The sequence below is a fragment of the Streptomyces chrestomyceticus JCM 4735 genome, assembly GCF_003865135.1.
Lineage (GTDB): Bacteria > Actinomycetota > Actinomycetes > Streptomycetales > Streptomycetaceae > Streptomyces > Streptomyces chrestomyceticus.
In genome coordinates this window covers 2,469,936-2,489,942 of sequence record NZ_BHZC01000001.1, presented here as the reverse complement: position 1 = coordinate 2,489,942, position 20,007 = coordinate 2,469,936, and the positions used below count along the sequence as shown (strand labels likewise).

Here is a 20,007-nt window from a genome sequence, read left to right as displayed (position 1 = left end):
GTCCGGGAGTCGGTAAGGCATGTCTGAGGCCGACACAGCTTACGCGCGCCGCGCTGGTGGCCGCCTCCGGTTTTCCGCCTGTCAGTGGCTGGTGGCAGGATCGAAGACATGCCCGAACAGTGCGATCCGTCCCGTCCGACCGCCGGGGGGACCCCCGGTCCCTACGACGCCCTGCTGCTGCTGTCCTTCGGCGGCCCCGAAGGCCCGGACGACGTCGTCCCCTTCCTGGAGAACGTCACCCGCGGCCGCGGCATCCCCCGCGAGCGCCTGAAGGAGGTCGGGCAGCACTACTTCCTGTTCGGCGGCGTCAGCCCGATCAACGCGCAGAACCGCGAGCTGCTGGACGCACTGCGCAAGGACTTCGCCGAAAACGGCCTGGATCTGCCCGTCTACTGGGGCAATCGCAACTGGGCGCCCTACCTGGTCGACACGCTGCGCGAGATGGTCCGCGACGGCCACCGCCGGATCGCCGTCCTGGCCACCAGCGCCTACGCCTCGTACTCCGGCTGCCGCCAGTACCGCGAGAACCTGGCCGACGCGCTGACCACCCTCCGGGCCGACGGGCTGCCCGTGCCCCGGGTCGACAAGCTCCGCCACTACTTCAACCACCCCGGCTTCGTCCGCCCGATGGTCGACGGGGTGCTCGCCTCCCTCGCCGAACTGCCCGCGGACGTCCGCGACGGCGCCCACATCGCGTTCACCACCCACTCCATCCCGACCGCCGCGGCCGACACCTCCGGCCGCCCGGAGGACCACACCGGCAACGGCGAGGGCGGCGCGTACGTCGCCCAGCACCTGGACGTGGCCCGGGTGATCGCCGACGCGGTACGCGAGGAGACCGGCGTGGACCACCCGTGGCGGCTGGTCTACCAGTCCCGCAGCGGCGCCCCGCACATCCTCTGGCTGGAGCCGGACATCTGCGACCACCTCGAAGAGGTGCACGGCGCGGGCGTCCCCGCGGTCGTCATGGCGCCCATCGGCTTCGTCTCGGACCACATGGAGGTCAAGTACGACCTCGACACCGAAGCCACCGCCAAGGCCGCCGAACTGGGTCTGCCGGTCGCTCGCTCCGCCACCGTCGGCGCCGACCCGCGCTTCGCCGCGGCCGTCCGCGACCTGGTCCTGGAGCGCGCCGCCGCCGAGCAGGGCCGCGCGCCGGCCCGCTGCGCCCTCGGTGAGCTGGGGCCGAGCCACGACCTGTGCCCGGTCGGCTGCTGCCCGGCCCGCACCCCGCGCCCGGCCGCCGCGGGCGCGGACTGGACGGGGCCGGTGGCGGAGGTCCAGGGGTAGGCCCCGCAGCGGGGGCCGGCCCCCGGAGCCCGAGGGACCCGAGGGCAGGCCCCGGAGCCGTACCGAGACGACAGACGGCGGCGCCGCGCCGCCCCGCAGGACGGTCCCGAGCGGCCGCCCGTACGAGCAAGGAGCACCGTGTCCGATCCGCTGCAGGACGAACTTCTCGGCCTCGCCCTGGAGGCCGCCCGCCGCGCCGGTGAGCTGCTGCGCGACGGCCGCCCCGCCGACCTCGGCGTGGCCGCCACGAAGACCAGCCCCATCGACGTCGTCACCGAGATGGACATCGCCAGCGAGAAGCTGATCACCGGCTTCCTCGCCGAGCACCGTCCCGACGACGGCTTCCTGGGCGAGGAGGGCGCCAGCGTCGCGGGCAGCAGCGGGGTGCGCTGGGTCATCGACCCGGTCGACGGCACGGTCAACTACCTGTACGGACTGCCCTCCTGGGCCGTGTCCATCGCCGCGGAGAAGGACGGCGAGGCCGTCGCCGGCGTCGTCGCGGCGCCGATGCGCGGCGAGACCTACCACGCCGTCCTGGGCGGCGGCGCGTTCCGCAACGGGGAGCCGGTGCGCTGCCGTCCCGCGCCGCCGCTGTCCCAGGCCCTGATCGGTACGGGCTTCGCCTACCTGAGCGAGCGCCGCGCCGCCCAGGCCGAGGTGCTGCGCACCCTGCTGCCGCAGGTCCGCGACATCCGGCGCGGTGGTTCGGCCGCGATCGACCTGTGCGACGTGGCCTGCGGCCGGCTCGACGGTTACTACGAGCGCGGGCTGAACCCGTGGGACATGGCGGCCGGCGCCCTGATCGCCCGCGAGGCCGGCGCGCTCACCGGCGGCCGCCCCGGCGAGCCCGCCTCGAACGACCTGGTCGTGGCCGCCTCGCCGGACGTGTTCGCGACCCTCCAGCCCCTGCTGGAGGAGCTGGGGGCCTGGCACGACTGAGTATCCGTACGGCGACGCGACAGCGCCCCGGACCCTTCGCGGGTCCGGGGCGCTGCCGTCGTACGTGGCCGGGAGACGGTCAGGCGCTGGCTGCGGTGACCTGCACGCCGTGCTCGGAAGCAAGGCGCTGCAGATCCTCCAGCTCGGCCTGTTCCACCTCGACGAGGAAGTCGTCGCCCGACTCGCGGGCCCGGTCGAGGTCGGCTTCGGTGTTCCGTATGCGCTGCAGAATTCCTGCGGTGAACGCGTCCATGGTGCGCCCCCTCGTCGTGGGTCGGTGGCACGGGGATGTGCCGACGGGCGGGGCGATCACGGCGTGGTCCCTGCGAATGGATCAGAGCGCGGCATGGCGCCGTACAGGGCGTGATCGCGGGTGTGCAGTCGTCCTCCCCATGAGCAACCTCACGGAAACCTCAAGCGGCACGGCAATTCGAAAACCGCCCGGAAGGCGCCGTTCCGGGCCCTGTGCCGCCTCGGCCCGGCCCGTCCGGCCCACTCGAACGGGCCCTGCGGCCCGCCTGCCCGGCCCTTGCGGCCCGCCCGTTCGAGGCCCCTGCCCCGCCCGTCCGGGGCCCGCACCCCACCGGCTCGGCGCCGCGCGAAACGGTGCCGCAAGCCGTGCGGAACGGGACCGCGAGCGTCCACCCACCCCTCTTACTGCCGGTTTACAGCCGTTCGGGGCAGGATGGAGGGGCTCCGAGTTTGCCGTGCCCCGGAACATCCAGGGCCGTGAGGAAGGATTTGCGACGTGCGTGTTCTCGTCGTCGAGGACGAGCAACTGCTCGCCGATGCGGTGGCCACCGGGCTGCGCCGGGAGGCCATGGCCGTCGACGTGGTGTACGACGGCGCGGCCGCCCTGGAACGCATCGAGATCAACGACTACGACGTGGTGGTGCTGGACCGGGACCTCCCGCTGGTGCACGGCGACGACGTCTGCCGCAAGATCGTCGAGCTGGGGATGCCCACCCGGGTCCTGATGCTGACCGCCTCCGGCGACGTCAGCGACCGTGTCGAGGGCCTGGAGATCGGCGCCGACGACTACCTCCCCAAGCCGTTCGCCTTCACCGAGCTGACCGCCCGGGTACGGGCCCTGGGACGCCGTACGACGGTCGCCCTGCCGCCCGTACTGGAGCGGGCCGGCATCAAGCTGGACCCGAACCGCCGTGAGGTCTTCCGCGACGGCAAGGAGGTCCAGCTCGCGCCGAAGGAGTTCGCGGTGCTGGAGGTGCTGATGCGCAGCGAGGGCACGGTCGTCTCGGCCGAGCAGCTCCTGGAGAAGGCGTGGGACGAGAACACCGACCCCTTCACCAACGTCGTGCGGGTCACGGTCATGACCCTGCGCCGCAAGCTGGGCGAGCCCGCGGTGATCGTCACGGTGCCGGGTTCCGGCTACCGGATCTGACGCCGATGCCCGCTTCGTCCAAGGCGCCCACCCCGCCGCCCGCCGCCCCGCCCATGCCCACCTGGGATCCCCAACCGGTCAACGTCCGGCCCTTCCCCTGGCTGCGCCCCACCATCCGGATACGGCTCACGCTGCTGTACGGCGGCATGTTCCTGATGGCCGGCATCGTGCTGCTCACGATCATCTACATGCTGGCCGCCAACGCGCTCCAGGAAGGCAGCGAGCTGCCCGTCAAGATCCTCCGGGGCAACTTCGCCGCCACCAGCAACGTCTGCGACCTGCCCAGCCAGTCCTCCGGGGAGATCTTCACCCAGGCGATCCAGAGCTGCCTCCAGCACCAGCGGGCGCAGGCACTGAACACCCTGCTCAACCGTTCCCTGCTGGCGTTGCTGGGGCTGACGGTCGTCGCGTTCGCCTTCGGGTACGCGATGGCGGGGCGGGTGCTGTCGCCGTTGGGGCGGATCACCCGTACCGCGCAGCGGGTGGCCGGTTCGGACCTGCACCGCCGGATCGAGCTGGGCGGTCCGGACGACGAGCTCAAGGAGCTGGCCGACACCTTCGACGAGATGCTGGACCGGCTGGACCGGGCCTTCGAGTCGCAGCGCCGGTTCGTCGCCAACGCCTCGCACGAGCTGCGCACGCCGCTGGCGATCAACCGGACGCTGCTGGAGGTGCAGCTCGCCGATCCGGGGGCCTCGCCGGAGCTGGCGCAGCTCGGCAAGACGCTGCTGGCCACCAATGAGCGCAGTGAGCAGTTGGTGGAGGGATTGCTGCTGCTGGCGCGCAGCGAGAACAAGATCGTGGACAAGAAGCCGGTGGATCTGGCCGAGGTGGCCTCGCAGGCCGTCGACCAGGCCCGTACCGAGGCGCAGGCCAAGGGCGTGGAGATGCGCGGCGTGCGCCAGCAGGCGTTCGTCCAGGGCAACGGCGTCCTGCTGGAGCGCATCGCGCTCAACCTCGTACAGAACGCGGTGCGCTACAACGTGCCCCAGGACGGGTGGGTGGAGGTGACGACCGAGCCGCAGCAGGGCTGTGCGGTGCTGGTGGTCTCCAACACCGGCCCGGCCGTCCCGGCCTACGAGGTGGAGAACCTCTTCGAGCCGTTCCGGCGCCTGCGCACGGAACGCACCGGCAGCGACAAGGGCGTCGGCCTCGGCCTGTCCATCGTGCGGTCCGTGGTGCGCGCGCACGACGGCACCATCACGGCGACGCCTCGCGAGGGCGGCGGACTGGAGATGCGGGTCGTCCTACCGCTGTGAGGGCCGCAGACGGACGGGGAGCCGCGGGTGAGGGGTGCGCCCCCGTCCGTGGCTCCCGGCTCGTCCTGCTGTCCTTTTTGACCTGAGACCCCACCTCTTGGCACTCTTGGTCGCCCTCCGCACGCCGACCACCCCGGCTTGACGTGACGGCGGGCGGCCATGGATCCTTCGCCGAGTTCGCTTTGCGCTGAATTCCTCCGGTCCGCCCGACGGCCCGTCCGTGTGTGATCCCTCACAGGCGCGAGATTCGAGCCACCCACTCTCCGTGATCGGAACGGTCGGCGGAAGGCCGGGAAAATCCGGGTTTCCAGGGGCCTTGATCACGGGAAGTACACGTGATGGCGTGCGCGAGGTGCGACATTCGGACCGTGTACGGTCCTGATCGCCATCCAAACCGATCACCTCTTCAGGGGTGCGGTTGGGTGTCGATTGAGTAACAGACCTTGATGTGAGGCAAAATCTCCGCCTCAGGTCGGGCACAAGTCCGGCCTCTCACGCGTTACGTGCGCTGGAGACACCGCAGACACCCAGAGGGGGAGAGCGACATGGCTACGGATTACGACACCCCACGCAAGACAGATGACGACCTCAACGAGGACAGCATCGAAGAACTGAAGTCGCGGCGGAACGACAAGTCCGCCTCGGCCGTCGACGTCGACGAGTTCGAGCAGGCCGAGGGCCTGGAGCTGCCCGGCGCCGACCTTTCCAACGAAGAGCTCGCCGTCCGGGTGCTGCCCAAGCAGCAGGACGAGTTCACGTGCATGAGCTGCTTCCTGGTCCACCACCGCAGCCAGCTGGCCGCCGAGGACAAGAACGGCCAGCCGATCTGCCGCGACTGCGCGGCCTGAGGACCGGTCGACGCCGTGGCAGGCGTGAACCCGTTCCGTAAGGGACGCAAGGGCGAGGAAGGCCCGGCGGCCGGCGCACGATCACGCGACGAAAACGCGCCCGTGCCCGCCGACCCGACCGCCCTGCCCGCGGAGCGGACGACCGGTGCACTGGAGGAGCGAGGCCGTGCGGCCTCGCTCGCGGCGGCCGTGGGCCGCGGCACCAGGAAGGGCCGTGACGGTGCCCGCAAGGGCCTGACCACGGTCGCCGGGCGCATCATCGACAACGCCCCGCGGATCCCGGTCCGCGACCTGGCGACGCTGCGCCGGCAGTTCCCCGGACTGACCCCCGAGGAACTGGCCGACAAGCTGGTCTCCGGTGCCACCCGGGGCACCGCCACCGTCGGCGCGGGGGTGGGCGCGGCGGCGATGCTGCCGGTACCGCCCGCCATGCCGGCCGAGCTGGCCGCCGAGATCGTCGGGGTGGCCTCCGTGGAGATCAAGCTCATCGCCGAGCTCCACGAGGTCTACGGCCTGCGCCCGCCGGGCACCCGCAGGCAGCGCGCCACCGCCTACCTGACGTCCTGGACCGAGGAACGCGGCATCGACGTCACCAAGCCCACCACGGTCAACGCGGCGCTGGGCGGCCAGATGAAGCGCGAACTGCGCCAGCAGATCATGAAGCGCACGCTGCGCAACCTGCCGAACCTGACCCCGTTCATGGTCGGCGCCGCGGTCGGCGCGGTGATGAACCGGCGGGACACCAAGAAGCTCGCGGACAAGATCCGCAAGGACCTGCGCACCAGACAGGTGCCGTGGGACGCCCTGCCGCACACCGAGGCGATGCCGGACAGCGCGCCGCCGGCCCTGCCGCCGGAGGACGGCCGCTGAGGCCCGCCGGAGTCGTCGTACGGCCATCGGCCGTGCTGCCGTCACCGGCCGTACGGACCGTGAGAGCCGCCGGAACCGGCTGAGAAGCCACCGAAGCCCCGCCGAGGTGTCCGGCTGCCGCCGGAACGCCGCCCCGTACCCCCGAAAAGGCCCCTGTGGCGCCCGACGGCGCCCTGCCCGCCCCCGCGGCCCCTCCGGGTCGGTTCAGGCCCGTACGGCCGCCAGCGCGGCCACCAGGCGCTCCGGCTCACGGGTCGAGAGATACGCGTACGGAGTCGGGTCCGCCGGGTCGGTGATCTCGACCCGCACCGCGGTCGGCACGTAGCTGCGCAGCAGCATGAAGGCACGGGTGTCGGCCTTGTGCGTACGCCAGGCCACCGCCTCCTCCGCGTCCAGCGCCCGCGCCTCACCCAGCGCCGAGACCGGGATCCGGGCGTCGCCCGCGATCAGCGAGTCGCCCACCACACGGATCCGTACCGAGCCGTACGAGCTGACCGCCACCGCGGACAGCGCCGCGCCGCCGATCAGCCCGCCGAGCATCGGCAGCGTGCCCAGCGGGAGCAGCATCAGGGCGCAGGCCACGCCGATCAGGCCGGCGATCACCCACCAGGAGCGGGGCGCGGTGAGGCGTTCTTCGTACGACTGCATGGCTCCAGCTTGGCACGGCGGCGCGGGCCGGTTACGCGCGCGGGTAGGGTCTGCACTCGTGAGTGGAACCGACAAGGCCCCGACGCGGCTGACGCCACCGGCCGACGCCGTCGCCCCGGTGCGGCACCCCGACGCCCCCGCGCCCGGAGAACTCCTCGGCGCGCACTACGACCACTGCTTCGGCTGCGGCCCGGCGCAGGCCCACGGCCTGCAGTTGCGGGCCCGCGCCGAGGACGGCGTCCGGGTGACCGCCGAGTTCACGGTCAAGGAGGCCCACCAGGGAGCGCCCGGCCTCGCGCACGGCGGGGTGCTGGCCACCGCCCTGGACGAGACGCTGGGTTCGCTGAACTGGCTGCTGCGGGTGATCGCGGTGACCGGCCGGCTGGAGACCGACTTCCTGCGGCCCGTACCGGTCGGCACGGTGCTGCACCTGGACGCGGAGATAACCGCCGTCCACGGCCGGAAGATCTACTCGACGGCGGTGGGCCGCATCGGCGGACCCGGGGGCCCGGTCGCGGTGCGCGCCGACGCCGTCTTCGTCGAGGTCAAGGTCGACCACTTCATCGACAACGGAAGGCCGGCCGAGATCCAGGCCGCGATGGCCGACCCGGACCAGGTCAGACGAGCTCGTGCTTTTGAGGTGAACCCGTGAGTCAGGTACGCAATCCGGTGGATGTGCTGATCCGGCGTCTGGACCCGGAGGTGCCGATTCCCGCCTACGGTCATCCCGGTGACGCGGGCGCCGACCTGGTGACCACCGAGGCGGCGGAACTCGCGCCGGGGGAGCGGACGGTGCTCCCCACCGGAGTGTCCGTCGCCCTGCCCGACGGGTACGCGGCGTTCGTGCACCCCCGCTCGGGCCTGGCCGCCCGGTGCGGAGTGGCGCTGGTGAATGCCCCCGGGACGGTGGATGCCGGGTACCGTGGGGAAATCAAGGTGATCGTGGTCAATCTGGACCCGCGCGAGAGTGTGCGGTTCGAGAGGTTCGACCGGATCGCCCAACTGGTCGTCCAGCAGGTCGAGAAGGTGCGCTTCCACGAGGTGGCGGAACTTCCCGGCTCGGCGCGGGCCGAGGGGGGATTCGGTTCCACCGGCGGTCATGCGGCGGTGGACGGCTCCACGGGTGGGAATGGATACGCATCGGTCGGTGCCGACCGGGAAGGACAGTGACGTGTTCGGTCGTCGCAAGAAGAACGAGGCTCCCGCAGAGTCGGTCCCCGCAGCGGAAGCCGCCGACGAGACGGCCTCGGACGAGACCTTTGCGGACGAGGGTGCCGGGTCCGGCGAGGAGGAGCGCCGGGTGAACCTGCCCCCGGCCCCCCGCCCCGACGGCCCCTGGGACCTCTCCGAGGTCACGGACGCCGCCGAGGGCCGGGTGGACCTGGGCGGCATGTTCGTGCCCGGTGTCGAGGGCATGGAGCTGCGGGTGGAGGTCGCGGGCGACGCGATCGTCGCCGCGACCGTGGTCCTCCAGGACAGCGCCGTACAGCTCCAGGCGTTCGCCGCGCCCAAGAAGGAGGGCATCTGGGGCGAGGTCCGCGAGGAGATCGGCGTCGGCATCACCCAGCAGGGCGGCGTCATCGACGAGGTCGAGGGCCCGCTGGGCTGGGAACTGCGCGCGCAGGTCCCCGTACAGCTCCCGGACGGCACCAACGGCGTCCAGGTCGTACGCTTCGTCGGCGTCGACGGCCCGCGCTGGTTCCTGCGCGGCGTCATCTCCGGCCAGGGCGCGGTCCAGCCCGAGGCGGCCGGCATCCTGGAGCACATCTTCCAGGACACCGTGGTCGTCCGCGGCGACGCCCCCATGGCCCCCCGCGACCCGATCGTCCTCAAGCTCCCCGACGACGCCCAGATGGTCCCCGACGGCGTCCAGCAGGAGCCCGCGGAAACCTCCCGCTTCGGCGGCGGCGTCGAACGCCTGGAGCGCGGACCGGAGATCACCGAGATCCGCTGACGCGCGGCGTCTTCCGGCGCACCCGCACGTCGCTCCCGTAACCGTCGCGGTTCCGGGAGCGACGTGCGTAACGGGCCGCCGGAGCACTTCCGCCACGTCGCGGACGGGGCCCGTGTGCCACGCTTCCTCCGATTCGAGGGCGGTGTTCGCCCGCCCTCCCGGATTCCGAATCGGAGGAAGCACTTCCGTGCGCGTTCTCATATCGCCTTCCTACGGGAGTTCAGCGACGCGTCGCCACTGGTCCGACACCGTCGACCAGCCCGTGGCCTTCGCCGACGACAGGTACGCCCATGCGCTGACCGCAGATCAGCGCGCCCGGCTGCAGGCTGCCCATCCGGAAGGCACGGCGTGTTTCTGGGGCGCGGTGCCCAAGCACGACGCGAAGCTGCGCGATGTCGTGCCCGGCGACATCGTGTTGTTCACCGGGCAGAACAAGGTGCGGGCGGTGGGGGAGATCGGGGCGATCTTCCGCAACGCCGAACTGGCCGATCTCTTATGGCCCCCGAAGCAGGGCGACCCCAGCTGGCACACCATCTACACCGTGCTGGACCTGGCCGAGGTGGACATCCCGTACACCGAACTGAATGCCGTGCTCGGTTACCAGCCGCAGCACACCCACCCGGGACTGAAGGTCCTGCGCGATGACAAGGCGCAGGCCGTTCTGGACGCCTTCATGATCACTTCTGGTCTGTTCTTCAGCCGGGCTTGCGCGGAAACGGTCCCCGCGCCGACCGCGGACGAGGCCCGCGAAGCCGTCCGCCGGGCTGCGGCGGAGGAAATGCGCACCTCCTCGACTTCGTACCGGAGGACCGGGCGGCTCATCATCGTCGACCGCCGGGAAGCCCGGCTGGTGGCTGCCTACCGGGAGCACCTCGCGTCCTGCGGGCGAGGACCGGCCGATCGCTTCTACTGCCGGTCGGGCATCAGCGACCTCTATCTCGACGATGCCGAAGGCGCCGAGCTCATAGAAGCCAAGAGTGATGCCTCGCACCAGTGCGTCCGCCAGGCGCTCGGTCAACTGCTGGACTACGCGCCGTACTGCCCGGCGCCGCCCGATCGCTTGAGCGCGCTGCTCCCGTCCCTGCCGGCGCGCACAGACCTCGCTCTGCTGCATCGCTACGGCATCGACTGCATCCACCGCGGCACCTCGGAATCCTTTGTACGGGCCGAGGCTCCGGCGGAGCGCCGCGAGCTGATGCGGTCGCTCTGGTCCTCCTGACCAGTGCCGCCACCGGCGCTCCCCAAGAGCGCCCGATCGGCTCGAAACCCGCGTCCCGATGGGTCGTGCCCCCTCGCGAGGGGATGCGGCCCATCGGCGTTTCCGCAGGTCAGATCGGTAAGCGTATGAGAATCGTCAACGGGGCGCTAATGGCCGTAAGGGAGGCGTCAACGGCGTTCGTAAACGGTCATGTTGACGGTTTGCTCTAGGTGTCCGTTCAACCGAACCCACTAGGAGCACCCGATGGCCGACGTGGCCTTCGTCGTCACCATGCTCGCGGTCTTCGCGCTGGTGGCCCTCGTCGCCAAGGGGGTGACGAGGCTGTGACCGTCGAGAACGTCGTCGGGCTGATCGTCGCGGTCGCCCTGCTCGGCTACCTGGTCCTCGCCCTCGTCTTCCCGGAGAGGTTCTGAGCGTCCCGATGAGCCCCATCCTGGCCGGCGTGCTCCAGCTCACCGCGCTCGTCGCGGCGCTCGCCCTGGCGTACCGTCCCCTCGGCGACCACATGGCCGCCATGTACAGCTCGCGCAAGCACCTGCGCGTCGAAAAGGTGATCTACCGCTGCATCGGTGCCGACCCGGACGCGCAGATGCGCTGGCCCGCGTACCTGCGCGGGGTCCTGGCCTTCTCGCTCGCCGGTGTGCTCTTCCTCTACCTGCTGCAGCGGCTCCAGGGCAGCCTGCCCCTGTCGCTCGGCTTCGCGTCGATCAGCCCGGACCAGGCGTTCAACACGGCGGCGTCGTTCGTCGCGAACACCAACTGGCAGTCGTACAGCGGTGAACAGGCCATGGGCCACGTCGTGCAGACGGCCGGCCTGGCGGTGCAGAACTTCGTCTCGGCCGCGACCGGCATGGCCGTCGCGATCGCCCTCGTCCGCGGCTTCGCCCGCACCCGCACCGGCGACCTGGGCAACTTCTGGGCCGACCTGGTACGCGGCACCGTGCGCATCCTGATACCGATCGCCGTGGTCGGCGCGCTCGTCCTCGTCGCGTGCGGCGCCATCCAGAACTTCTCCGGCATCCACGAGGTCGGGCAGTTCCTGGGCGGCACCCAGCAGACCAACGGCGGCGCGGTCGCCTCCCAGGAGGTCATCAAGGAGCTGGGCACCAACGGCGGCGGCTACTTCAACGCCAACTCGGCCCACCCCTTCGAGAACCCGAACGGCTTCACCAACCTCTTCGAGGTCTTCCTCATCCTGGTCATCCCGTTCGCGCTGACCCGTACCTTCGGTCGGCTCGTCGGCAACGTACGGCAGGGCTACGCGATCCTGGCCACGATGGGCGTCATCTGGCTCGGCTTCACCGCCCTGATGATGTGGACCGAGTTCGCGCACGGCGGCCCGGCGCTCCAGGCGGCGGGTGCCGCGATGGAGGGCAAGGAGAACCGCTTCGGCATCGGCGGCTCGTCGATCTTCTCGGTCGCCACCACCCTCACCTCGACCGGCGCCGTGGACGGCTTCCACGACTCCTTCACGGCCTTCGGCGGCGGCATCCAACTGCTGGGCATGATGCTCGGCGAGATCGCGCCCGGCGGCGTCGGCTCCGGCCTGTACGGCATGCTCGTGATGGCCGTGATCGCGGTGTTCCTCGCGGGCCTGATGGTGGGCCGTACCCCCGAGTACCTCGGCAAGAAGCTCGGCACCCGCGAGATCAAGCTCGCGGCCTGCTACATCCTCGTCACCCCGACCCTGGTGCTCGGCTTCACCGCCGTCTCGATGGTGCTGCCGGACGCGCTGGGCTCGATGCTCAACACCAAGGCGCTGGGCGCCGGGTCGCACGGCTTCTCCGAGGTGCTGTACGCCTTCACCTCCGGCGCCAACAACAACGGCTCGGCCTTCGGCGGCCTGAACGCGAACACCCCCTGGTACAACACCACGATCGGGCTGGCGATGCTGCTGGGCCGCTTCCTGCCGATGGTGTTCGTCCTCGCCCTGGCCGGCTCGCTCGCCGAGCAGCAGCCGGTGCCGGAGACGGCGGGCACGCTCCGTACCGAGAAGCCGCTCTTCGCGGGACTGCTGGTCGGCACGATTCTGATCATCACCGGCCTGACGTACTTCCCGGCGCTGGCCCTCGGCCCGATCGCGGAAGGGCTGTCATGACCACCGATGTGAACGACGTACAGCAAGAGGAGCGCCGCTCCATGTCCACCGCAACCCCGACCCGCGCGCCCCACCAGGACGTACCCGGCGGGCACCCGCCGGACGGCGGCCGCGTCGGCGGCGGGCTCTTCGACCCCAAGCAACTGGTCAAGTCGCTGCCGGACGCGCTGCGCAAGCTGGACCCCCGGGTGATGATCAAATCCCCGGTGATGTTCGTGGTCGAGGTCGGATCGGTCCTGACCACCTGCTTCGCCGTCGCGTCCCCCGCGGACTGGTTCGGCTGGGCCATCGCCGTCTGGCTCTGGCTCACCGTGATCTTCGCCAACCTGGCGGAGGCGGTCGCCGAGGGCCGCGGCAAGGCCCAGGCGGACACGCTGCGCAAGGCCAAGACGGACACCGTGGCCCGGCGGCTGAACGGCACGGCGGAGGAGCGGGTGCCCGGCACGGAGCTGCGCATCGGCGACCTCGTCGTCTGCGAGGCCGGCGACATCATCCCGGGCGACGGCGACGTCGTCGAAGGCGTCGCCTCGGTCGACGAGTCCGCCATCACGGGCGAGTCGGCCCCGGTGATCCGCGAGTCCGGCGGCGACCGGTCCGCGGTGACCGGCGGTACGAAGGTGCTCTCCGACCGCATCGTCATCAAGATCACGACGAAGCCCGGCGAGACCTTCATCGACCGGATGATCAACCTGGTCGAGGGCGCCGCCCGGCAGAAGACGCCGAACGAGATCGCGCTGAACATCCTGCTCGCCTCGCTGACCATCGTCTTCCTGCTGGCCGTGGTCACCCTCCAGCCGTTCGCGATCTACGCGGGCGCCGAGCAGCCCATGATCGTACTGCTGGCGCTGCTGGTCTGCCTGATCCCGACGACGATCGGCGCGCTGCTGTCGGCCATCGGCATCGCGGGCATGGACCGCCTGGTCCAGCGCAACGTGCTGGCGATGTCCGGGCGCGCCGTCGAGGCCGCCGGCGACGTCTCCACGCTGCTGCTCGACAAGACCGGCACCATCACCCTCGGCAACCGCCAGGCCGCCGAGTTCGTCCCCGTCAAGGGCGTGACCGAGGCCGAGGTGGCGGACGCCGCCCAGCTTTCCTCGCTCGCCGACGAGACCCCCGAAGGCCGCTCCATCGTCGTGCTGGCCAAGGAGAAGTACGGCCTGCGCGAACGCCACCAGGGCGAACTGGCCGAGGCCGAGTGGGTGCCCTTCACCGCCCAGACCCGCATGTCGGGCGTGGACGTCACCGAGCACGGCACCGTACGCAAGGTCCGCAAGGGCGCGACCGGTTCGGTCATCGCCTGGGTGCGGGAGCAGGGCGGCACCGTCCCCGACGACGCCGACCGGCTGGCCAACGGCATCTCCGAGGCCGGCGGCACGCCGCTGCTGGTCGCCCTGGAGGACGAGCGGGGCGCCCGCGCGCTCGGCGTCATCCACCTCAAGGACGTCGTCAAGGACGGCATGCGCGAACGCTTCGTCGAACTGCGCAAGATGGGCATCAAGACCGTCATGATCACGGGCGACAACCCGCTGACGGCCAAGGCCATCGCCGACGAGGCGGGCGTGGACGACTTCCTCGCGGAAGCCACCCCCGAGGACAAGATGGCGCTGATCAAGCGCGAGCAGGCGGGCGGCAAGCTGGTCGCCATGACCGGCGACGGCACCAACGACGCCCCGGCCCTGGCCCAGGCGGACGTCGGCGTCGCCATGAACACCGGCACCTCCGCCGCCAAGGAGGCCGGGAACATGGTCGACCTGGACTCCAACCCGACCAAGCTCATCGAGATCGTCGAGATCGGCAAGCAGTTGCTGATCACCCGGGGCGCGCTGACCACCTTCTCGATCGCCAACGACGTCGCGAAGTACTTCGCGATCATCCCGGCGATGTTCGCGGTGGCCTACCCGGGCCTGGACACCCTCAACATCATGCGGCTGCACAGCTCGCAGACCGCGATCCTGTCCGCGATCATCTTCAACGCGCTGATCATCGTCGCGCTCGTACCGCTGGCCCTCAAGGGCGTGCGCTACCGCCCGGTGAGCGCCGACCGGATGCTCCGCCGCAACCTCGGCATCTACGGACTCGGCGGCCTGATCGCCCCCTTCATCGGCATCAAACTCATCGACCTGCTCATCTCTGCGATCCCCGGGATCGGGTGACTTCCTCATGAACAACTCGGTACGCAACACCGCCCGCCTCCTCGGCGCCGGCCTGCGCGCCCTGCTCGTCCTGACCGTGGTCTGCGGCGTGCTCTACCCCCTGGTGGTCACCGGCGTCGCCCAGGCCGCCTTCCACGACAAGGCCAACGGCTCCGAGGTACGCCAGAACGGCAAGGCCGTCGGCTCCGAACTCCTCGGCCAGCGCTACGACAAGGGCACCGACGCCAAGGGCAACCCGATCCCCGACCTCCGCTACTTCCAGCCCCGCCCGTCCGCGGGCCTGGGCAGCAACAAGACCAACGGCGTCAACCCCCAGTACGACCTCCAGGTCTCCGGCGCCACCAACCAGGGCGCCACCAACACCGACCTGATCGCCGCCGTCCAGGAACGCAAGAAGTGGGTCGCCGAAACCTACGGCGTCCCCGAGTCCCGGGTCCCCGCCGACGCCGTCACCTCCTCCGGCTCCGGCCTCGACCCGGACATCTCCCCGGCCTACGCCGAACTCCAGGTCACCCGGGTGGCAAAGGAGAACCACCTGGACCGCGCCAAGGTCGAACGCCTGGTGCAGGACAGCGTGGAGGGGCGGGTGCTGGGGCTCATGGGGGAGCCTCGGGTGAATGTGCTGAGGTTGAACATGGGGGTGAGGGATCTGCTCGGCAAGTCCTGACCTCGCCGCTTGCCCGATCTGCTCGACCGGCCCCTGAATCCCGCATTCAGGGGCCGGTTTCCGATTTCTTCCTGTACAGCTGTACGGGTTCGGGAACGTGTGGTGAGGGAGCCTGGATGCGCGTACCGGAAGATCTGAACCCCTCCGAGCGTCGACTGTGGACAGCCTTCACCGAGGGTGGCCAACTCGACCTGGCAGAAGGCCGCGATGCACGCACCGACGTCCGGCGGGCGACCGAGTGGGGGCCTGAGCGCCGGATCCGGGCAGCGGCACTCACCGCCCTGCTTCACGGGGTGCGCGAGGCGTCCGGAGGAACAACCGCCTTGCACCTGAACGGGGCAAGGATCACGGGAGCACTCGGCTTACGGCATCTCAGAGCCGAATGCTCGTTGCTCCTTGAGAACTGCTACTTCGACGAGCCCGTGGACATGGCCCACGCCGAGGTGCTCTCCCTGTCGTTCCGAGGTTCGCGGATCCCCGGAGTGGACGCTTACGGTGTGATCGCCAGAGGCGACCTGATGCTCAGCCACGTCACCGCGGACAGAATCGAGCTCTTCGGGGCACGTGTGGAGGGACGACTGTGGTTGGTCGGCGCCCGGCTCACCTGCGCTGACGGGTACGCCCTCGACGCGCCGGACATGGTGGTCTCGGGGGGACTGTACTGCGGCGGCGGATTCACCGCGCACGGCGGTGTGAACCTGTACGGCGCGTCAGTAGGAGCGGGTTTTGAACTGGACGGTGCCAGGCTCGTCAACTCACGCGGCTTCGCACTCCGAGCCCCCAACCTGGTCGTCGCATCGGACCTGACATGCCGCAACGCGGTGTTCGCGGGTGGCGTCAACGTATTCGGGGCGGAAATCGGCGGACAGTTCTGGCTGAACGCGACCCGGCTGACGAACACCGACGGGTGGGCGCTCAATGCTCCCAACGCGAAGGTCGGAGGCGGGCTTTACAGCCGTGGCGGCATGGTGGCCGAAGGCGGGGTGAACCTGTACGGCGCGACGATCGGAGCGGGCGTCGAGCTGGAAGGCGGGAAGCTCGTCAACCGTCGAGGTGCCGCGCTCAGGGCGCCGCACATGACGGTGGCGGGAGATCTCACGTGCGGCGACGGATTCAGCGCGGTCGGTGGTGTCGAGCTGTCGGGCTGTCGCGTCGCGGGTCGCCTCTCCTTCCGGGGAGCCGACCTGGGCGGCGGCGAGCCCATGGTGCTCACCTGCACGAATGCTGAGGTGCGCGAGTTCTTCCTCGACCGGCTCCGGTCCGCACCGGGTGTTGTCTCCCTGGCGGGAGCCACGGTCGAGACGATCCACGACGATGCCGGCTTCCGGCCGGAGAGCCTCGACCTGGACCGGGCCCGGTACGTCGTGCTCGCCCCCTACCGGCCTGCCCGCGACCGCATCGCGTGGATCCGGCACGGCCGAACCTGTTACCAGCCATGGTGTTACGAACAGCTGGCGGCCTACTACCGGCGTATCGGACACGACGAGGACGCCCGCACCGTACTGCTGGCGAAACAGCGGCACCGGCGGGACACGCTGCGTCTGCCGGCGAAACTGTGGGGACGACTGCAGGACGCCACTGTCGGTTACGGATACCGCCCGCTGCGTGCTCTCGGGTGGCTAGGGAGCGGAATCGCGGCAACGGCCGTCTTCTTCGCGCTCCATCCGCCGAAGCGTGCCACCGGAGAGGGTACTCCGCACTTTTCGGCGGTGGCCTACGCGGCGGATGTGTTCCTACCGGTGCTCGACCTGGGGCAGCAACGTGCGTTCGTCCCTCAGGGGGCGGGGCAGTGGGTGGCCTGGGCAGCCGTGCTGGCAGGGTGGGTTCTGGCCACGACGGTGATCGCGGGAATCACCAGGAACCTGGCTCGGACCTGACGAGCGGGTCTCCGGCCGCCCGTCGGCAGGGACCGCATCGGCGCACGGACCGCATCACCGGCCCGGAACCGTCATCAGGCGTCCCCCGCTCCCGAGATCCGGCTACCAGACATCCCCGCTCCGCCAGTCGCAGGCCAGTTGCCCCGTGAGATCCAGCGGGGCGCCGGCCTGCAGGACGTAGATAGCGCCGTCCTCCTCCTTGGTGAGTTGCAGGCCGGTGGGGGAGAGGACGGCGGACGGGCCCTGCCAGAGGTGCCAGCCGCGGGCCGCGTAGAAGGCGGCGGCGTCCTCGGAGGCGCTGAGGGCGCCCAGGTCGTAGGCGGTGCGGACGATCCGTTCCAGGGCCGTCATCATGGCGGCTCCGTGGCCACGGCCGCGCCGGTCCGCGCGGACGCCGACGCCCTCCACGTAGCCGCAGCGCAGAGGGCGGCCGACGTGCAGCATCTGGCGCTGTACGACGGAGGCGTGGCCGATCAGTTCGTCGCCCTCCCACACCAGGGCGTGTACGCCGCCCAGTGCGTGGTCCCAGTCCTCCTCGGTCAGGTCGCCCTCGAAGACGTCGTGGAGGAGTGCCTTGGCCGCGGCGCGGGTACGGGCGTCGAGTTCCGCGGTGTGGGCGAGGTGGGTGTGTGCGTCGGTCATGGTTGCCATGATCGTGGAGTGGGTGGGGGAGGGCCAGTTGGGGCGGAGGGGGCGGGCCGGGGCGCGCGTTGGGGTGCGTTGTCATGTACTGCGCCATCGTGGTGGGATGGCTCCGTGAGTATGCCCGCAGCCCCGCCGCGCCCGCCCGGTCAGCCGTACGTCCAGCTCGGCGGCCCGCCACCGTACTTGGGCGAGGAGTGGGAGGCGCAGCCGAACCGCTCGCGGCGGGTACTGATCCTGTGCCACGTCGGGATGCTGATTCACTTTCCGGTCCATGTGGCGATGTTCCTCGCCGTGTTCGCCTTCATCCTCGCGTTCTCGCTCGTGGGCGAGTTCGTCTTCGTGGTGTTCTTCTTCCTGGAGAAGCCGGCGTTCCGGCTGCTGGACCGCGGCTTGGGTCTCCTTACCCTCCGGCCCAAGTGGTGGGCGACGTGGCGGGAACTGCGTCACGAGGGCGAGCCCGGATTCCCCCGGGACCGTATCGAGGCAGTGCTGAGCAGGCAGAAGCCCAAGGCCACTGACGCCATGCTCCGGGCCCACCTCTACCGAGGCATCGGGCCGCGTGCCGCACTGGAGCTCGCTGCGTCGTACGGCTGGCAGTTGAGCGACAAGGTTCCGGTCCGTCCGAAGGTCGAACTGGTTCTGCGCCGCGCACCGGGGCCCGCCGATCTGACAAAGACTGGGCCCGTCGGCTGAGGTGATCGGGTCGGTCGCCTCGCGGTCCGAGGCAGTCCGGGGTGGTCCGGGGCGGTCCGAGCACCTGGGGCCCGTCCGGCGGATCACGGAACCCGGAACGCCCGCCGGTAGGCGCCCGGAGTCGTGCCCGTCGCCGAACGGAAGCGGCGGCGCAGGTTGACCGGGGAGGAGAGGCCGACGCGGGCCGCGATCGCCTCGACCGGCAATTCCGTCTCCTCCAGCAGGGTGCGTGCCGCGGCCACGCGACGGGAGAGCAACCACGCGCCCGGGCTCGTGCCGAGCTGGTCGGCGAAGCGCCGGGCCAGGGTGCGGGGCGAGACGCCGAGGTACGCGGCCAGGTCGGCCACCGACAGTGGCGTGCCGAGGCGCTCGTCGGCCCATTCGAGCAGGCCGTCGAGCGCGTGCCCGGGCGGCGGGGGCGGCGTGTACGGTACGTGGCCGGCCTCGCGGTGCGGCGGCAGCACCATGTGCCGCCTGAGCGCGGCGGCGTACGCGGCCCCATGGTCCTTCCGGACGAGATGCAGGCACAGGTCGAACCCGGCGCCCGCGCCGGCGCTGGTGGCGACATCGCCGTGATCCACGTAAAGCCTGTCCGGTTCCACGCGCACGCGCGGGAACGCACGCCGCAGTTGCTCGGCGCGCGCCCAGTGGGTGGTGGCCGAGCGGCCGTCCAGCAGTCCGGTGCGGGCCAGGGCGAAAACCCCGGAGCAGATCGTGACCAGCCGGGCCCCGCGCGCGTGCGCCCGCAGCAGGGCCCGGCGTACGGGGTCGGAGGGCGGCTCCTCCACCGGGAGCCAGCCCGGGATGATCACGGTGTCCGCGGTCGTGAGCGCCGAGAGGCCCTGCGGCACGGTCATCGCGTACCCGCCGGTGGTCGGTACGGGGCCGGGCGTCTCCGTGCACGTTTCGAACGCGTAGTGCTGCGGCATCCCGGGGCGCTCCGTGCCGAAGACCTCGACGGCGCAGCCGAGTTCGAAGACCGACTGCACCGGCCGTACCAGAGCCACCACGCGATGCATGGCAGGAAAGTACCCCATGACGTCATGGTCGTCTCTGCCCGCCGTGGCCCGCGCGCGGCACTGTTGCAGGCATGCACCCCGAGATCCTTGCGCAGGAGGGTTACGCCTCCGTCTCCGTCGGCGAATCCCCGGTCCGTGAGCTGTTCCCCGGTATCCGGCTGCGCCCCTTGTGGCGGGGGCCGGACGGCGCGCACGCCAACGTGCTGGAGATGGAGGCGGGTGCCTCCTGGCCGCACCGCGATGTCCACGAGCCGGGCCCTGAGGAGGTCTATGTCGTTGCCGGAACCTTCAACGACGGAGCCCGCGACTACCCTGCCGGCACGTTCCTGCACGCCCCGGCCGGGTCGTGGCACGTGCCTTCGACCGCCACCGGATGCACGCTGTTCCTCTTTTATCCAGAGGGCTAGGCACTGCCATTTCCGGGTT

At 70.8% G+C, this 20,007-nt stretch carries 21 protein-coding genes; 17 read left to right on the top strand and 4 right to left on the bottom strand.

Translation table 11 applies throughout. The features are described 5' to 3' along the window. Nucleotides 1-108 precede the first annotated feature (108 nt). Nucleotides 109-1,290 carry a ferrochelatase gene (locus EJG53_RS10170; RefSeq protein WP_125044590.1) on the top strand — a complete coding sequence of 394 codons (1,182 nt, stop codon included), beginning with the start codon at nucleotides 109-111 and terminating at the stop codon, nucleotides 1,288-1,290. 138 nt (nucleotides 1,291-1,428) lie between these two features. Beyond that, complete coding sequence (locus EJG53_RS10165; RefSeq protein WP_125044589.1) at nucleotides 1,429-2,229, top strand: inositol monophosphatase family protein; 801 nt, start codon at nucleotides 1,429-1,431, stop codon at nucleotides 2,227-2,229. A 79-nt stretch (nucleotides 2,230-2,308) separates the two neighbouring features. Here EJG53_RS10165 and EJG53_RS41045 read toward each other — a convergent pair whose 3' ends face one another. Further along, nucleotides 2,309-2,482 (bottom strand): hypothetical protein, encoded by a 174-nt coding sequence (locus EJG53_RS41045; RefSeq protein WP_167515092.1) that lies wholly within the window; start codon nucleotides 2,480-2,482, stop codon nucleotides 2,309-2,311. A gap of 495 nt (nucleotides 2,483-2,977) precedes the next feature. On the opposite strand from EJG53_RS41045, the gene EJG53_RS10160 reads away from it, so the two are divergent. From EJG53_RS10160 to EJG53_RS10145, 4 genes are all read left to right on the top strand, one after another. Beyond that, on the top strand, nucleotides 2,978-3,631 hold the full coding sequence (locus EJG53_RS10160) for a response regulator transcription factor (RefSeq protein ID WP_030021221.1): 654 nt from the start codon (nucleotides 2,978-2,980) through the stop codon (nucleotides 3,629-3,631). 5 nt (nucleotides 3,632-3,636) lie between these two features. Continuing rightward, nucleotides 3,637-4,890, top strand: coding sequence for a sensor histidine kinase (locus EJG53_RS10155; protein WP_125044588.1), 1,254 nt, complete (start codon nucleotides 3,637-3,639; stop codon nucleotides 4,888-4,890). A gap of 545 nt (nucleotides 4,891-5,435) precedes the next feature. After that, nucleotides 5,436-5,738, top strand: coding sequence for a DUF4193 domain-containing protein (locus EJG53_RS10150; protein ID WP_003982531.1), 303 nt, complete (start codon nucleotides 5,436-5,438; stop codon nucleotides 5,736-5,738). 15 nt (nucleotides 5,739-5,753) lie between these two features. Next, nucleotides 5,754-6,608: a hypothetical protein gene (locus EJG53_RS10145; protein ID WP_371858673.1), complete on the top strand. Its 855-nt coding sequence runs from the start codon at nucleotides 5,754-5,756 to the stop codon at nucleotides 6,606-6,608. Nucleotides 6,609-6,812: 204 nt separating this feature from the next. On the opposite strand, the gene EJG53_RS10140 is transcribed toward EJG53_RS10145, so the two are convergent. Next, nucleotides 6,813-7,256, bottom strand: coding sequence for a DUF3093 domain-containing protein (locus EJG53_RS10140; protein ID WP_125044587.1), 444 nt, complete (start codon nucleotides 7,254-7,256; stop codon nucleotides 6,813-6,815). Nucleotides 7,257-7,314: 58 nt separating this feature from the next. On the opposite strand from EJG53_RS10140, the gene EJG53_RS10135 reads away from it, so the two are divergent. The 9 genes from EJG53_RS10135 to EJG53_RS10095 all read left to right on the top strand — a co-directional run bounded on the left by EJG53_RS10135 (nucleotide 7,315) and on the right by EJG53_RS10095 (nucleotide 17,224). Next, nucleotides 7,315-7,908, top strand: coding sequence for a PaaI family thioesterase (locus EJG53_RS10135; protein ID WP_031012938.1), 594 nt, complete (start codon nucleotides 7,315-7,317; stop codon nucleotides 7,906-7,908). Beyond that, on the top strand, nucleotides 7,905-8,426 hold the full coding sequence (gene dut, locus EJG53_RS10130) for a dUTP diphosphatase (RefSeq protein ID WP_031012935.1): 522 nt from the start codon (nucleotides 7,905-7,907) through the stop codon (nucleotides 8,424-8,426). The genes EJG53_RS10135 and dut overlap by 4 nt, the downstream gene beginning before the upstream one ends. A 1-nt stretch (nucleotide 8,427) precedes the next feature. Next, on the top strand, nucleotides 8,428-9,210 hold the full coding sequence (locus EJG53_RS10125; RefSeq protein WP_031012933.1) for a DUF3710 domain-containing protein: 783 nt from the start codon (nucleotides 8,428-8,430) through the stop codon (nucleotides 9,208-9,210). A gap of 262 nt (nucleotides 9,211-9,472) precedes the next feature. Beyond that, nucleotides 9,473-10,429, top strand: a complete 957-nt coding sequence (locus EJG53_RS10120) for a hypothetical protein (RefSeq protein WP_125044585.1) — start codon at nucleotides 9,473-9,475, stop codon at nucleotides 10,427-10,429. Nucleotides 10,430-10,752: 323 nt separating this feature from the next. Next, nucleotides 10,753-10,842 carry a K(+)-transporting ATPase subunit F gene (gene kdpF, locus EJG53_RS10115; protein ID WP_073760453.1) on the top strand — a complete coding sequence of 30 codons (90 nt, stop codon included), beginning with the start codon at nucleotides 10,753-10,755 and terminating at the stop codon, nucleotides 10,840-10,842. Between the two features lie 8 nt (nucleotides 10,843-10,850). After that, nucleotides 10,851-12,527, top strand: coding sequence for a potassium-transporting ATPase subunit KdpA (gene kdpA, locus EJG53_RS10110; protein ID WP_125044584.1), 1,677 nt, complete (start codon nucleotides 10,851-10,853; stop codon nucleotides 12,525-12,527). Nucleotides 12,528-12,568: 41 nt separating this feature from the next. Next, nucleotides 12,569-14,680 carry a potassium-transporting ATPase subunit KdpB gene (gene kdpB / locus EJG53_RS10105; RefSeq protein WP_371858797.1) on the top strand — a complete coding sequence of 704 codons (2,112 nt, stop codon included), beginning with the start codon at nucleotides 12,569-12,571 and terminating at the stop codon, nucleotides 14,678-14,680. A gap of 7 nt (nucleotides 14,681-14,687) precedes the next feature. Further along, nucleotides 14,688-15,347, top strand: coding sequence for a potassium-transporting ATPase subunit KdpC (gene kdpC / locus EJG53_RS10100; protein WP_125044582.1), 660 nt, complete (start codon nucleotides 14,688-14,690; stop codon nucleotides 15,345-15,347). A 116-nt stretch (nucleotides 15,348-15,463) separates the two neighbouring features. Next, complete coding sequence (locus tag EJG53_RS10095) at nucleotides 15,464-17,224, top strand: hypothetical protein (protein ID WP_125044581.1); 1,761 nt, start codon at nucleotides 15,464-15,466, stop codon at nucleotides 17,222-17,224. A gap of 102 nt (nucleotides 17,225-17,326) precedes the next feature. On the opposite strand, the gene EJG53_RS10090 is transcribed toward EJG53_RS10095, so the two are convergent. Then, the gene (locus EJG53_RS10090) at nucleotides 17,327-17,866 is read right to left on the bottom strand and encodes a GNAT family N-acetyltransferase (RefSeq protein ID WP_125044580.1); all 540 of its coding nucleotides are present in this window, start codon (nucleotides 17,864-17,866) and stop codon (nucleotides 17,327-17,329) included. A 114-nt stretch (nucleotides 17,867-17,980) separates the two neighbouring features. On the opposite strand from EJG53_RS10090, the gene EJG53_RS10085 reads away from it, so the two are divergent. Continuing rightward, nucleotides 17,981-18,562, top strand: a complete 582-nt coding sequence (locus EJG53_RS10085) for a hypothetical protein (RefSeq protein ID WP_125044579.1) — start codon at nucleotides 17,981-17,983, stop codon at nucleotides 18,560-18,562. A gap of 83 nt (nucleotides 18,563-18,645) precedes the next feature. Here the strand turns inward: EJG53_RS10085 and EJG53_RS10080 are convergent, their stop codons facing one another. Continuing rightward, the gene (locus tag EJG53_RS10080; protein WP_125044578.1) at nucleotides 18,646-19,581 is read right to left on the bottom strand and encodes a GlxA family transcriptional regulator; all 936 of its coding nucleotides are present in this window, start codon (nucleotides 19,579-19,581) and stop codon (nucleotides 18,646-18,648) included. 71 nt (nucleotides 19,582-19,652) lie between these two features. Here EJG53_RS10080 and EJG53_RS10075 point away from each other — a divergent pair, with 71 nt between their 5' ends. Then, the gene (locus EJG53_RS10075; protein WP_125044577.1) at nucleotides 19,653-19,988 is read left to right on the top strand and encodes a cupin domain-containing protein; all 336 of its coding nucleotides are present in this window, start codon (nucleotides 19,653-19,655) and stop codon (nucleotides 19,986-19,988) included. Nucleotides 19,989-20,007 lie beyond the last annotated feature (19 nt).

What these genes read in the sequence shown, in the direction of transcription:
- EJG53_RS10150 (WP_003982531.1), top strand. Translation starts at nt 5,436, where the DNA reads ATGGCTACGGATTACGACACCCCACGCAAGACAGATGACGACCTCAAC.
- EJG53_RS10095 (WP_125044581.1), top strand. Translation starts at nt 15,464, where the DNA reads ATGCGCGTACCGGAAGATCTGAACCCCTCCGAGCGTCGACTGTGGACA.
- EJG53_RS10080 (WP_125044578.1), bottom strand. Translation starts at nt 19,581, where the DNA reads ATGCATCGCGTGGTGGCTCTGGTACGGCCGGTGCAGTCGGTCTTCGAA.
- EJG53_RS41045 (WP_167515092.1), bottom strand. Translation starts at nt 2,482, where the DNA reads ATGGACGCGTTCACCGCAGGAATTCTGCAGCGCATACGGAACACCGAA.
- EJG53_RS10140 (WP_125044587.1), bottom strand. Translation starts at nt 7,256, where the DNA reads ATGCAGTCGTACGAAGAACGCCTCACCGCGCCCCGCTCCTGGTGGGTG.
- EJG53_RS10170 (WP_125044590.1), top strand. Translation starts at nt 109, where the DNA reads ATGCCCGAACAGTGCGATCCGTCCCGTCCGACCGCCGGGGGGACCCCC.
- kdpC (WP_125044582.1), top strand. Translation starts at nt 14,688, where the DNA reads ATGAACAACTCGGTACGCAACACCGCCCGCCTCCTCGGCGCCGGCCTG.
- kdpB (WP_371858797.1), top strand. Translation starts at nt 12,569, where the DNA reads ATGTCCACCGCAACCCCGACCCGCGCGCCCCACCAGGACGTACCCGGC.
- kdpA (WP_125044584.1), top strand. Translation starts at nt 10,851, where the DNA reads ATGAGCCCCATCCTGGCCGGCGTGCTCCAGCTCACCGCGCTCGTCGCG.
- EJG53_RS10090 (WP_125044580.1), bottom strand. Translation starts at nt 17,866, where the DNA reads ATGACCGACGCACACACCCACCTCGCCCACACCGCGGAACTCGACGCC.
- EJG53_RS10075 (WP_125044577.1), top strand. Translation starts at nt 19,653, where the DNA reads ATGCACCCCGAGATCCTTGCGCAGGAGGGTTACGCCTCCGTCTCCGTC.
- EJG53_RS10155 (WP_125044588.1), top strand. Translation starts at nt 3,637, where the DNA reads ATGCCCGCTTCGTCCAAGGCGCCCACCCCGCCGCCCGCCGCCCCGCCC.